The organism is Variovorax xiamenensis, assembly GCF_050916385.1.
In the GTDB taxonomy this organism is placed as follows: domain Bacteria; phylum Pseudomonadota; class Gammaproteobacteria; order Burkholderiales; family Burkholderiaceae_C; genus Variovorax.
The window spans coordinates 4350067-4362833 of sequence record NZ_CP139038.1 but is presented as its reverse complement, the minus strand read 5'-3'; the positions used below and the strand labels follow the sequence as shown (position 1 = coordinate 4362833).

General features: G+C 67.7%; 14 protein-coding genes. 8 read left to right on the top strand and 6 right to left on the bottom strand.

The genetic code is table 11. From position 1 onward, the window contains the following. Positions 1-39: 39 nt before the first annotated feature. Positions 40-186, bottom strand: coding sequence for a hypothetical protein (locus tag SFB74_RS19885; RefSeq protein ID WP_432725986.1), 147 nt, complete (start codon positions 184-186; stop codon positions 40-42). Between the two features lie 225 nt (positions 187-411). Here SFB74_RS19885 and SFB74_RS19880 point away from each other — a divergent pair, with 225 nt between their 5' ends. Further along, entirely contained in the window at positions 412-909 is a 498-nt protein-coding gene (locus tag SFB74_RS19880; protein WP_432725985.1) for a GNAT family N-acetyltransferase, read from the top strand. On the opposite strand, the gene SFB74_RS19875 is transcribed toward SFB74_RS19880, so the two are convergent. Further along, positions 906-1472: a LuxR C-terminal-related transcriptional regulator gene (locus SFB74_RS19875; protein WP_432725984.1), complete on the bottom strand. Its 567-nt coding sequence runs from the start codon at positions 1470-1472 to the stop codon at positions 906-908. The genes SFB74_RS19880 and SFB74_RS19875 overlap by 4 nt on opposite strands. A gap of 116 nt (positions 1473-1588) precedes the next feature. On the opposite strand from SFB74_RS19875, the gene SFB74_RS19870 reads away from it, so the two are divergent. The 3 genes from SFB74_RS19870 (at position 1589) to SFB74_RS19860 (ending at position 4180) form a co-directional block, all read left to right on the top strand. Then, positions 1589-2392 (top strand): CoA transferase subunit A, encoded by an 804-nt coding sequence (locus tag SFB74_RS19870; protein WP_432725983.1) that lies wholly within the window; start codon positions 1589-1591, stop codon positions 2390-2392. 1 nt (position 2393) lies between these two features. Next, positions 2394-3032, top strand: coding sequence for a 3-oxoacid CoA-transferase subunit B (locus SFB74_RS19865; RefSeq protein WP_019652014.1), 639 nt, complete (start codon positions 2394-2396; stop codon positions 3030-3032). 74 nt (positions 3033-3106) lie between these two features. Next, on the top strand, positions 3107-4180 hold the full coding sequence (locus tag SFB74_RS19860) for a DUF4241 domain-containing protein (protein WP_432725982.1): 1074 nt from the start codon (positions 3107-3109) through the stop codon (positions 4178-4180). Positions 4181-4184: 4 nt separating this feature from the next. Here the strand turns inward: SFB74_RS19860 and SFB74_RS19855 are convergent, their stop codons facing one another. Beyond that, entirely contained in the window at positions 4185-5354 is a 1170-nt protein-coding gene (locus tag SFB74_RS19855) for a pyridoxal phosphate-dependent aminotransferase (protein ID WP_432725981.1), read from the bottom strand. A 33-nt stretch (positions 5355-5387) separates the two neighbouring features. Continuing rightward, complete coding sequence (locus tag SFB74_RS19850; protein ID WP_432725980.1) at positions 5388-6347, bottom strand: LysR family transcriptional regulator; 960 nt, start codon at positions 6345-6347, stop codon at positions 5388-5390. A 153-nt stretch (positions 6348-6500) separates the two neighbouring features. On the opposite strand from SFB74_RS19850, the gene SFB74_RS19845 reads away from it, so the two are divergent. The 4 genes from SFB74_RS19845 to mmsB are packed head-to-tail and all read left to right on the top strand — an operon-like array spanning position 6501 to position 11272. Beyond that, entirely contained in the window at positions 6501-8024 is a 1524-nt protein-coding gene (locus SFB74_RS19845) for a CoA-acylating methylmalonate-semialdehyde dehydrogenase (RefSeq protein WP_432725979.1), read from the top strand. A 12-nt stretch (positions 8025-8036) separates the two neighbouring features. After that, a complete protein-coding gene (locus tag SFB74_RS19840) occupies positions 8037-9191 on the top strand; it encodes an acyl-CoA dehydrogenase family protein (RefSeq protein WP_432725978.1) in 1155 nt (384 codons plus the stop codon). A 28-nt stretch (positions 9192-9219) separates the two neighbouring features. Then, entirely contained in the window at positions 9220-10335 is a 1116-nt protein-coding gene (locus tag SFB74_RS19835; protein WP_432725977.1) for an enoyl-CoA hydratase/isomerase family protein, read from the top strand. A gap of 40 nt (positions 10336-10375) precedes the next feature. After that, positions 10376-11272, top strand: a complete 897-nt coding sequence (gene mmsB, locus SFB74_RS19830; RefSeq protein ID WP_432725976.1) for a 3-hydroxyisobutyrate dehydrogenase — start codon at positions 10376-10378, stop codon at positions 11270-11272. A gap of 30 nt (positions 11273-11302) precedes the next feature. On the opposite strand, the gene SFB74_RS19825 is transcribed toward mmsB, so the two are convergent. Continuing rightward, complete coding sequence (locus tag SFB74_RS19825) at positions 11303-11467, bottom strand: hypothetical protein (protein ID WP_432725975.1); 165 nt, start codon at positions 11465-11467, stop codon at positions 11303-11305. Continuing rightward, the gene (locus SFB74_RS19820) at positions 11464-12744 is read right to left on the bottom strand and encodes an MFS transporter (protein ID WP_432725974.1); all 1281 of its coding nucleotides are present in this window, start codon (positions 12742-12744) and stop codon (positions 11464-11466) included. The genes SFB74_RS19825 and SFB74_RS19820 overlap by 4 nt, the downstream gene beginning before the upstream one ends. Positions 12745-12767: the final 23 nt, after the last annotated feature.

Sequence of the window (12767 nt, the reverse complement as noted above, 5' to 3'; positions counted from 1 at the left end):
CTGGAGCCGCAGCGCCGGGCCTGCCACGGGCACGACCGGCTACAGCTTGACGTTGATGATCGACAGGATGATCGCAGAGAGCGTCATCGCGACCGGCAGCTTCTGCACGGCGAGCGCACGGACGCGGGCGACGGATGCCTGGGTCTGCAGCAGAAGGCTGCGTTCGGAATGGATGCGTGTGGACATTTCGGACTCCTGTGTGTTGCGGGCTTATTGCCCCGGATGGCCTCCACGATAGGCTTCGCAGGGCGCTGCGGCGCAGGCCTTTCGAGGACACGGCGTTTCTGTTTTCGCAACGATCCGTCGGCGTTCGGCCGGAACTTCCGCCAGGTTTTCCGGATCGGCGAGGCTGCGCGCGGCGCGAGAATCCGGCCCCCGGCAACGAACGAACAAGAAGGCAGACAGAGAGAAATGAAGAGCAAGACGGCGACGCTCCGGTCGCAGGTGCGCCGAGCAACTCCCGACGATCCGACACCCTGGGCGCTGCTGCTGGCCGCCGACGGCCCGCGCGCCGAGATCCGCAAATACCTGTCGCGCGGCGAACTCTGGTTGGCCGAGGCTGCCGGCCGGGTCGTCGGGCAGATGGTGCTGCTCGAAACCCGCGTCGGTACATGGGAAATCATGAACATCGCGGTGAGCGACGAACTGCGCGGCCAAGGCGTGGGCACCGCGCTGCTGCGCAAGGCGAAGGCGCTGGCCATCGAGCGCGGCGCGCACCTGCTCGAGGTCGGCACGGGCAACAGCAGCCTGCGCGAGTTGGGCTTCTACCAGCGCTTCGGCTTCCGCATCACCGGCGTGGACACCGATTTCTTCGTGCACCGCGCAGGCGGCGGCAGGCTGCAGAAGCAGGACGGCATCGTGTTGCGCGACATGGTGCGCCTGCGCATCGAGCTCGAAAGCTCGCTCTAGCCGGCGATCAGCTTCTGCACCAACTCGGCCGTGGTCGCGGCCGCGTACTTGCGCATCAGCCGGGCCCGGTGAAGTTCCACCGTGCGGTGGCTGATGCCGAGCGCCTTGCCGATCTCCTTCGAGGTCAGCCCGCGCATCACCTGCGCCGCCACCTCGCGCTCGCGCGGCGTGAGCTCGGCCTTGACGGCGCGGCGCGAGCCCAGGTCTTCGAAGGTCCAGATGCCCGCTTCGTGCGGGGCGTCGCGGTTCATGGCGTGACCGGTGACGTGGCACCAGAAAGTCTCGTCGGCGATGGCGCCGTGCAGATTGCCCAGCCGCTTCATCATGCGGTTGTCGGCGTAGTGTCCGCTGGCGTTGAGAAAGGGCTCCATGCGCTTGCCGATCCGCTCGAACTCGGCCACGCTGGGGTAGAGGATGCTGAACGAATGCCCGACCAGCGCGGAGGGCGTTGCGCCAAAAATCTCGCAAACGCGCTCGTTGCACGCCACGATGGTGCGGTTGCTCGACACCACCATGCCGACCGGCGCGTGTTCAAACGCCAGCCGGTAATCGATCTCGGGCATCGGGGGTCTCCATTACGAAATACTACGTATGCGAGTAGGTAGTATCGTTCAGGGGTTTCCCACCCCTTCCCAGCCCTTTTCTCCACCCACTCTCATTCATCCATCGAGGAGCCCGAGTGAACAAGATTTTTCCCACCGCTGACGCGGCACTCAAGGGGGTCGTCGCCGACGGGCAGATGCTCGCGGTCGGCGGCTTCGGTCTCTGCGGCATTCCTGAAGCGCTGATCGACGCGCTCAAGGACTCCGGCGTGCAGAACCTCACCGTCATCTCCAACAACGCGGGCGTCGATGGCTTCGGCCTCGGCAAGCTGCTGGAGACGCGCCAGATCAAGAAGATGATCGCGTCCTACGTCGGCGAGAACAAGGAGTTCGAGCGCCAGTACCTCGCGGGCGAGCTGGCCCTCGAATTCACGCCGCAGGGCACGCTGGCCGAGAAGCTGCGCGCCGGCGGCGCGGGCATTCCGGCCTTCTTCACCAAGACCGGCGTGGGCACGCAGGTTGCCGAGGGCAAGGAGCTGCGCGAGTTCGACGGCGAAACCTACGTGATGGAACGCTCGCTGGTGCCCGACGTGGCGCTGGTGAAGGCCGACGTGGCCGACAAGTCGGGCAACCTGCGCTTCCGCCTCACGGCGCGCAACTTCAACCCGGCCGCCGCCATGGCCGGCAAGATCTGCATCGTCGAGGTCGAGAAGATCGTCGAGGTGGGCGAACTGGCTCCCGACGACATCCACCTGCCGGGCATCTACGTGCACCGCATCGTGCTCAACGCCAACCCCGAGAAGCGCATCGAGAAGCGCACCGTGAGCGCTGCGGTCGATGCCGCCGCCGCCAAGGTCGAGGCCCAGACCGCCATCGCCGCAGCAGCAGCTGCCGGCAGCGAAGTGCCCGCCAAGGTCGTCAACAAGAAAGAAGGAGCCTGAGATGCCCTGGACTCAAGACCAGATGGCGGCCCGCGCCGCCCAAGAACTCGAAGACGGCTTCTACGTCAACCTCGGCATCGGCATTCCGACTCTGGTGGCCAACCACACCGGCGACAAGGAAGTGTGGCTGCAGAGCGAGAACGGCATGCTCGGCATCGGCCCGTTCCCCACCGAAGACCAGGTCGACGCCGACCTGATCAACGCCGGCAAGCAGACCGTCACCACGCTGCCGGGCTCGGCCATCTTCGGCAGCCATGACAGCTTCGCGATGATCCGCGGCGGCAAGATCAACCTGTCGATCCTGGGCGCCATGCAGGTCAGCACCAAGGGCGACCTCGCCAACTGGATGATCCCCGGCAAGATGGTCAAGGGCATGGGCGGCGCGATGGACCTCGTGGCCGGCGTGAAGCGCGTGATCGTGCTGATGGAGCACGTGGCCAAGAAGAAGGACGGCACCGAGGACCTGAAGATCCTCGAGAAATGCACCCTGCCGCTGACCGGCGTGGGCGTGGTCGACCGCATCATCACCGACCTGGCCGTGATGGACGTGGTGCCCGAAGGCCTGAAGGTCGTCGAGCTGGCTCCGGGCGTCACCTTCGACGCGCTGCAGGCCAAGACGGGCGCGAAGCTGATCCAGTAAGGGCAGCCGCAACCGACAGTACGCAAGGGCCGCTTTCGCGGCCCTTTGTCATGAGGGGGTGAGACACTGCGCGCATGGCCTACCTCGACCTCGACAACCTTCGCACCATTTTTCTCGACGAAGAGGCGCTGCGCGTGCGACGCCTGCAGCGGCAGCCCTGTGGGTCGCTCCATGTCACCAGCGGCCGCATCGTGGCCTGCGATCCGCTGGTGCAGCCCGAGCGCGAGCCTTTCGTTCGCAGCGTGAGCGGTCGCGGCGCCTTCGCCGCGGAGGTGCTGGAACATGAAGGCCGTCATGCCCTGGCGGTGCTCTGGCTGCGCGAGCGCGGTGGACTGGAGCCTGCAAACCTGCGGTGGGAGCCCGCACTGCTCGACGGGCAGTCGCAGGACGACCTGGGCGACGACGAGTTCTACGGTTACCCGGTCGATGCCGGCGTCGGCTGCTTCATGGATGCCGACTGCGCGGCGGCCATCGCCGAGCGCGAGGCGCGCGAGTCAGCGGCCAACCCCGACTACGTCAGCTACTACGACGACGTACTCGACGAGGAGCTGGGCTCCAAGGACATGGCGAATCACTATCCCCTGGGCGAGGGCTGCGCGAACAACGTGCTGATCTTCAGCTCGGGCTGGGGTGATGGCAGCTATCCGAGCTTCTGGGCGCTCGACGCCGCCGGCGAGCCGGTGGCGCTGGTGACCGACTTCATGACGATGCACGGCGGCGATGCGCGCAGCGAGGACGACAAGCGCGACGACGCCTACGCGGCGAGCCTGTCGCCCGAAAGGCTCGCGGCGCTCGAAGCCCTTGGAGCCGCGGCGATCAAGGGAGATGCGGCCGCGATCCGGTCCCTGCTCGACGGTGGACTCGCGGGGCCGAACGACATCATTCCGTCGCTCGGCGAAACCGCGCTCCTCAGCGCAATCCGCATGAACCAGCTCGAAGCCTTGCGTGTGCTGCTGGGCACCGCACCATGTCCCGCCATGCCCGAGCAACTGCGCATCGAAGGCGAGGCGGAAAGCTACCTGGCCTTTGCACGATGGCTCAGGAAGCCGCGGGTGCCAGGGCTGGTCGAACTGCTCGAACAGTCCGAGGCCGTGGCTCCCGCCGAACCGGCAGCCGGCAAGAGCTTCCTGAAGCGCCTCTTCTCATGAGCCGCTAGGCGCCCAGCGCGGCCCGCACCTTGTCTCCCAGCCCGCGCAGCCGTTCCACCGGCTCGTTGGAGAACACGAAGCGCAGGTACTGCGCCCCATGCGTCTCGCCCCAGCCCTTCATCGCGGTGGCGCAGACGCGGTGCTTCAGCAGGCGTTCCGACAGCGTCTGTCCGTCGATGCCGAAGTCGCTCGTGCGCAGCAGCAGCGACCAGCCGCCGCCCGGCACGCCGACCGGCAGGCCCCTGAGTTCGTCGAGGAGCGTGTCGCGCCGCCGTTCCAGCTCGGCCACGTAGGGTGCGAGCGTGCGGGGCGATTGCTCCAGCGCCGTGGCCACCGCATCCTGCGCGATGCCGACGGGCACCACCACGTTGGCCAGCGACACGGCCACGAGATCGGGCATGTAGCTTTCGGGCGCCACGGTCCAGCCAACGCGCCAGCCGATCATGCGCAGTTCCTTGGCCGATGAGCCCACGGTGATGGTGCGCTCGGCCATGCCGGGCAGGCCCGCGGGGTGGATGACTTTCCGGCCGTCGTACAGCAAGCGTTCCATCGCCGTGTCGAGGATCAGCGTGAGGTCGTGCCGCACGCACAGCTCGGCGATGGCGCGCCAGTCCTCCTCGTCGAAGCAGCCGCCGGTGGGCATCGATGGCGACATCAACAGCATTGTCCGCACACGCGGGCCGACGGCGGCCTGCAGCGCGGCGCGGTCGAGCTTCCATTCGCCGCCGGGCGTGAAATTGAAGGGCACGTACTTCGGCGTGCCGCCCGCGAGCCGGATGCGGTTGAGCAGGCCTGCGTAGGTCGGATCGGTCACCAGCACCTCGTCGCCCACCTCGACCGTGGCGAGCAGCGCGTTGAGGATGCCCGAGAGCCCACCCGCCGAGATCACGCAGTTGCGCGCGCCGCTGTACTCCACGCCCGACAGCGCCGACACATGGCGCGCCGCCACGTCGCGCAGCCGCGACTGGCCGACGAAGGGCAGGTAGCTGTTGTCCGAGTCGAACGATGCGGCGTGCACGGTGCGTGCGACGGCTTCGGGGTCGGGCGGAATGTCGACGTCGAGGTTCTCGAGCCGCAGGAATGGCGGCCCGTCAGCGTCGTCGGCGATGGCGCCCATGCGGTCGACGCCGATGCCGGCGATGTGTTCCAGGCGGGCGGGGCGATGGCGTGGCATGGGCGTGTCTCCGTGTCGGGCTTCAGTGGCTTGTCAGGGGGATGGCTTGCGCGGGCGGACGGGTCGTTGCGAGGCGCCGCTTGCGTCATTCTCTTCGCCGGTCGGCGTCAGGAGCAACAGCGGCTGCTGCTCCTGCACCGTCTCGCGCAGGAAGTTCCACACCGCCTGCATGCGCGCGAGGTGCTTGGTCTCGGCCGGCATCGACATCCAGAAGGTCCGCGTGAAATTCGCCTGCCCCAGTAGCACGGGGCGCAGCGCGGCGTCGTGCTCCGCGATGAAGGCCGGCAGCACCGCGATGCCCGCACCCGCCGCAACGGCGCTGTGCTGCGCGAGCACGCTGGTGCTGCGCAGCGCGAAGGCGTCGGGGCGGTGCAGTTCGTCGAGGTACTGAAGCTCCTTGCTGAAGAGCAGGTCGTCCACGTAGCTGATGAAGGTGTGGCCGCGCAGGTCCTCGCGCGTGCGGATGGGCTTGTGCGCCGACAGGTACTGCTTCGACGCATAGAGCCGCAGCGTGTAGTCGGTGAGCTTGGCGACCACCACCGGGCCGCGCGCCGGGCGTTCGAGCGAGATCACGATGTCGGCCTCGCGCCGCGACAGGTGTACCAGCCGTGGCATCGCGAGCAGGTCGATGGTGAGCTTCGGGTGCCGCACAGCGAACAGCGCCAGTTGCGGCGCCAGCACCACCGTGCCGAAGCCTTCGGTGGCGCCGATGCGCACCAGCCCCGAGAGGCCTTCCTGCGAGGCGGGCGCGGTGCTTTCCACCGCCTGGAACGCACTCTCCATCGCCTCGACCTGAGGTTGCAGCCGCCGGCCCGCTTCGGTGAGCCGGTGGCCGCCTGCCTCGCGCGAGAAAAGCGGGGCACCGACTTCCTTCTCCAATGCCTGGATGCGGCGCGCCACGGTGGTGTGGTCCACCTCGAGCCGGCGCGCCGCGCTCATCAGCGTGCCCGAGCGGGCGAGCTCCAGAAAGTACCGCAGGTTGTCCCAGTCCATGTGCCTTCGTTTCCCCGATTCCGGGCTCTGCATTTTTGCAAAGCCGCCGCGCATATTTGTCTATTGTCATGGCAAATCTGCAAAGCTAGGATGCGTGACCGAACCGGCCATGCCGGGCGCCCGATTTCACAGGATTCACAGGAGACAAACCCCATGGACGCTACCACCACGCCCTCGACCCAGGTCGCCACCGTCAAGCTGCTGATCGGCGGCAAGCTGGTCGAATCGAAGACCACCGAATGGCGCGACGTCGTCAACCCGGCCACGCAGGAAGTGCTGGCGCGCGTGCCCTTCGCCACGCAGGCCGAACTCGATGCCGCGGTCGCTTCCGCCAAGGAAGCCTTCAAGACCTGGCGCAAGACGCCCATCGGCGCGCGCGCTCGCATCTTCCTGAAGCTGCAGCAGCTCATCCGCGAGAACATGGGCGAGCTCGCCGCGATCCTCACGGCCGAGCAGGGCAAGACGCTGCCCGATGCCGAGGGCGACGTGTTCCGCGGCCTCGAAGTGGTCGAGCACGCATCGAACATCGGCAACCTGCAGCTCGGCGAGCTGGCCAACAACGTGGCCAACGGCGTCGACACCTACACGCTGCTGCAGCCGCTGGGCGTGTGCGCCGGCATCACGCCGTTCAACTTCCCGGCCATGATCCCGCTGTGGATGTTCCCGATGGCCATCGTCACCGGCAACACCTTCGTGCTGAAGCCCTCCGAGCAGGACCCGATGGTCACCATGCGCCTGTGCGAGCTGGCGCTCGAAGCCGGCGTTCCGCCCGGCGTGCTGAACGTGGTTCATGGCGGCGAAGCGGTCGTCAACGGCATCTGCGACCACAAGGACATCAAGGCGATCAGCTTCGTCGGCTCCACCAAGGTCGGCACGCACGTCTACAACCGAGCCACGCTGGCCGGCAAGCGCGTGCAATGCATGATGGGCGCGAAGAACCACGCCATCGTGATGCCCGACGCCAACAAGGAGCAGACGCTCAACGCACTGGCCGGCGCGAGCTTCGGTGCCGCGGGCCAGCGCTGCATGGCGGTGTCGGTGGCCGTGCTGGTGGGCGAGGCGCGCAACTGGGTGCCCGAGCTCATCGAGAAGGCGAAGACGCTGAAGGTCGGCGCCGGCACGGAGAAGGGCGTGGATGTGGGCCCGCTGGTCTCGTGCGCCGCCTACGACCGCGTGAGCAGCCTGATCGAACGCGGCGAAGCCGACGGCGCAAAGCTCGTGCTCGACGGTCGCAAGCCCACGGTGCCCGGCTACGAGAAGGGCAACTTCGTCGGCCCGACGATCTTCACCGGCGTGAAGCCCGGCATGACGATCTACGACCAGGAAATCTTCGGCCCAGTGCTTTGCGTTGCCGACGCCGAGAACATCGACGAGGCCATCGAGCTGATCAACAGCAACCCGAACGGCAATGGCACGGCGATCTTCACGCAGTCGGGCGCGGCGGCGCGTCGCTTCCAGGAAGACATCGACGTGGGCCAGGTCGGCATCAACGTGCCGATCCCGGTGCCGGTCCCGATGTTCTCGTTCACCGGCTCGCGTGCTTCGAAGCTCGGCGACCTGGGCCCGTACGGCAAGCAGGTCGTGCTGTTCTACACGCAGACCAAGACGGTCACGGCGCGCTGGTTCGACGACAGCACCGTCTCGCACGGCGTCAACACCACGATCAGCCTCAAGTAAGAAGTCCGGCGGATGGACTTCGAACTTTCCGAGGAGCAGCGCGCCTTCGCCGAGACGGCGCGCGACTTTGCACAGGCCGAGTTCGCGCCGCACGCGGCGCAGTGGGACGCGGAAGCCATCTTTCCGAGGGAGGCGATCGCCAAGGCCGGAGAGCTGGGCTTCTGCGGCCTCTATGCGCCCGAGCGCATCGGCGGCCTCGGCCTGCCGCGGCTCGACTCCGCGCTGGTGTTCGAGGAGATGGCGGCGGTCGACCCTTCGACCACGGCCTTCATCACCATTCACAACATGGCGACGTGGATGCTCGGCACCTGGGCGACCGACGAGGTCGCGAAGCAGTGGGGCGAGGACCTGACGAGCGGGCGCAAGCTCGCCTCGTACTGCCTGACCGAGCCCGGCGCCGGGTCGGATGCGGGCTCGCTCAAGACGCGCGCCGAGCTGCAAGGCGCCGAGTACGTCATCAATGGCGGCAAGGCCTTCATCTCGGGCGCGGGCTCGACCGACGTGCTGGTGCTGATGGCGCGCACGGGCGGCGCGGGCGCGAGCGGCATCTCGGCCTTCGCGGTGCCGGCCGACGCGCCGGGCATCAGCTACGGCAAGAAGGAACACAAGATGGGCTGGAATAGCCAGCCCACGCGCACCATCAATTTCGACAACGTGCGCATTCCTGCGCAGAACCTGCTGGGCAAGGAGGGCGAGGGCTTTCGCATCGCCATGAAGGGGCTGGACGGCGGGCGCATCAACATCGCGACCTGCTCGGTTGGCGCGGCGCAGGGCGCGCTCGACGCGGCGCGCCGCTACCTGCACGAGCGCCAGCAGTTCGGCAAGCCGCTCGCGAGCTTCCAGGCGCTGCAGTTCAAGCTGGCCGACATGGCGACCGAGCTGGTCGCGGCGCGGCAGATGGTGCGGCTCGCAGCTTCCAAGCTCGACGCGGGCCATGCGGACGCCAGCACCTATTGCGCGATGGCCAAGCGCTTCGCGACCGATGCGGGCTTCAATGTCTGCAACGACGCGCTGCAGCTGCACGGCGGCTACGGCTATCTGGGCGAGTTCCCGCTGGAGCGCCTGGTGCGCGACACGCGCGTGCACCAGATCCTCGAAGGCACGAACGAGATCATGCGAGTGATCGTTGCGCGAAAATTGCTGGAAGGGGACAGCGACATCCGCTGAAGCCCCGCATCCGGAACCCCTCAAGACAATGACAGACAACGTAGTTCTCTTCGACGAAATCAAGACCGCCGGCGGCCAGCGCTTTGCCGTGGCAACGCTGAACGCACCGGCTTCGCTCAATGCGCTGTCGGTGGACATGGTGCGCCTGCTCACGCCCAGGCTGCGCGAATGGGCCAATGACGCTGGCATCGTCGGCGTGCTGCTGCAAGCCGCGGGCGAGAAGGCCTTCTGCGCCGGCGGCGACCTGCGCCAGCTCTACCAGACGCTGCTCGACTGCGGCCCCGCGCGCAACACCTACGCGGAGGACTTCTTCCGCGAGGAGTACGAGCTCGACTACCTGATCCACACCTTCCCGAAGCCCTTCCTGTGCTGGGGCCACGGCATCGTGATGGGCGGCGGCGTGGGCCTGCTGGCCGGCGCCTCGCATCGCGTGATGACGCTGCAAAGCCGCATCGCCATGCCCGAGATCAACATCGGCCTGTACCCCGACGTGGGCGGCAGCTGGTTCCTGCGCCGCACGCCTGGCCGCACGGGGCTGTTCCTGGCGCTCACCGCCGCGAACATCAACGCGGCCGACACCATCTTCTGCGGGCTCGCCGACGTGCTGGTGCCGCAGGAGCGCAAGGGCGAGGTGCTCGAAGCCATCGCCGCGACGCAGTGGGCGGGCGAGCAGAAGGCCGACCGTGCCACGCTGTCGCGCATCCTCGCCAAGGCGGGCGAGGGCGCCGAGATGCCTGCATCGAAGGTGCGCGAGCACTACGACACCATCAATGCGCTGATGGCCGGCGACGACCTGCTCGACATCGCGAAGCGCCTGGGCGAACTGCAGAGCGACGACGCATGGCTGCAGACCGCGGCCAAGACTTTCGCCAAGGGCGCGCCCAGCTCGGCCGCGCTGAGCTTCGAGCTGTGGCAGCGCGTGTTGCGCATGTCGCTGGCCGAGGTGTTCCGTCTCGAGTACTGGGCCTCGCTGGGCTTCTGCGCGCACAAGGACTTCGCCGAAGGCATCCGCGCGGTGCTGGTCGACAAGGACCGCAATCCGCGCTGGAGCCCGGCAACGCTCGAGGAGATCACGCCCGCCTTCATCGAAGACCACCTGCGTCCGCGCGGCGAGATGCCTGCGGAGCTGGCGTCGCTGGTCTGAATCGCATCATTTCCTGCACAGAACAACGGAGACAAGACAAATGAAGATCGCTTTCATCGGCCTGGGCAACATGGGCGGCCCGATGGCCATGAACCTCCTCAAGGCCGGCCATACGCTCGCCGCCTTCGACCTCTCGAAGGAGGCCTGCGCGAAATTCGGCGCCGATGGCCTGCCCATCGCCGCGTCGGCCGTCGAGGCTGTGGCCGATGCCGAGGTCGTCATCAGCATGCTGCCGGCCAGCGCGCACGTCGAGGGGCTGTTCCTGGGCAGCGCCGGCAAGCCCGGCCTGCTCGAAAGCATCCGCGCCGGTTCGCTGGTGATCGACAGCAGCACCATCGCGGCCGCCACCTCGCGCAAGGTGGCCGAGGCTGCGGCTGCCAAGGGCATCGCGATGATCGATGCGCCCGTCTCGGGCGGCACCGGCGGTGCCATCGCAGGCACGCTGACCTTCATGGTCGGCGGCGAGACTCGAGACCTCGAGCGCGCCCGTCCAGTGCTCGAGAAGATGGGCGCCAACATCTTCCATGCCGGCGCGGCCGGTGCGGGGCAGACCGCGAAGATCTGCAACAACATGCTGCTGGGCATCCTGATGATCGGCACCTCCGAGGCGCTGGCGCTGGGCGTTGCCAACGGGCTCGATCCGAAGGTGCTCTCCGAGATCATGCGCCGCAGCTCGGGCGGCAACTGGGCGCTGGAGAAGTACAACCCGATGCCAGGCGTGATGGAGACCGCGCCCGCCTCGAAGAACTACGCCGGCGGCTTCGGCACCGACCTGATGCTCAAGGACCTGGGACTGGCCCAGGAAAACGCGACCGCCGTGCGCGCGGCCACGCCGCTGGGCGGGCTGGCGCGAAGCCTCTATGCAGCCCACAGCCTCGCCGGCCATGGCGCGCTCGACTTCTCGAGCGTGCTGAAGCTGGTGCAGAAGGCTTCCTGAGCCGGGCTTCCTGCGCCGTTGCGTTCGGCTTCAGCTGTAGCGGGACTGCAGGAACCACAGCAGGCCGAGCACGACCACGAGCAGCACTGCAAAAAGAACCCAGGCGCGCATGAACGCCTGGGTTTCGGTGAGTTCGGCCTGCGCGGCCGCAGCGGGAGGCGGGCTGACGGTAACGTCGGGTTGCGGTTGTGTCATTTCCCCACTGTACAGCGCAGTTCGCCCGCCGGGGCCAGCTTTGCACGGGCGTCCATCCGCGACATCGACCACATGATGGCGGCCGCCACCAGGTTGGCTCCCACGCTGAACAGGATCGGCAGCAGGTAGCTGCGGCTGATGTCGAAGGCATAGCCCGCGGCGGCCGGGCCGACGAGCGTGCCGAAGGCCACGCTGGTGTAGAGCACGCCGATGATCGCGCTGATGTTGCGTCCGCCGAAGTAGTCCATCACCAGTGCCGGCAGCAGCGCGACGAAGCCGCCGTAGAACGCGCCGTAGAAGAACGCGAACACCGCGAGCCCCCAGAAGCCGCCGGACGCGGCCCACACGAGCAGCGACAGCGCCATGCCGGTCGACATCAGCAGCATGGTCTGCACACGGCCCATGCGGTCGGCCAGCCCGCCGAGGAAGAAGCGCCCGGCCGTGCTGCCCACGCCGATGGCACCCAGCAGCAGCACCGCCGACGCGTTGGGCACGCCGTGATCCAGCGCATAGGGCACGAGATGCACGAAGGGCACGAAGAGGCCGAACGAACTGATGAGGCACGCCACGTACAGGCCGGCGAAGCGGCGCGAGCGTACGGCATCGCGCACCGTGAAGCCCTCGGGCCGGGTCGTCGCGGCCTGTGGCTGCGGAGCATCGCCGTCGGGGCCCAGTCCCCGGTCGCGCGGGTCGTTCTCTATCAGCAGCGCCATGCCCACGCCCACCACCACAGCCAGTACGCCCAGCGCCAGGTAGGCGTTGCGCCAGCCCAGCGTCTCGATGAAGAGCGATGCCAGCGGCGGCATCACCAGCGTGCCCACGCCGATGCCGCTCACGGCCAGCCCCGAGGCGAAGCCGCGCCGCCGGACGAACCAGCGCTGCACCGCGCCCAGCACCGGCACGTACGAGGCACCGACGCCCAGGCCGACGCCGAGCCCGTAGGCGAGATAGATCTGCGTCAGGCTGTGCGCCTGCCCCGCGAGTGCCAGGCCCAGCCCGACAAGCACCATGCCGGCCACGGCCAGCCGCCGCGAACCCCAGTGATCGGCCAGCGGCCCGCTGAGCACGCCGAGGCCGAAGTAGAGAAAGCCCGCCAGCGAGAACACCAGCGAGACCGAGCCGCGCGAGGCGCCGAAGTCTTTCTGCAGCGACTCGAGAAAGGCGCTGAAGGTGTAGGCGCAGCCGAAGCCGACGAAGGTCACTGCGAATGCGCCCGCGACCACAAGCCAGCCGCGGAAGATGCTTGTGCCCTGTGAGGAAGAGGGGGTGTTCGTCATGCGGGTGTCTGGATCAAAATATC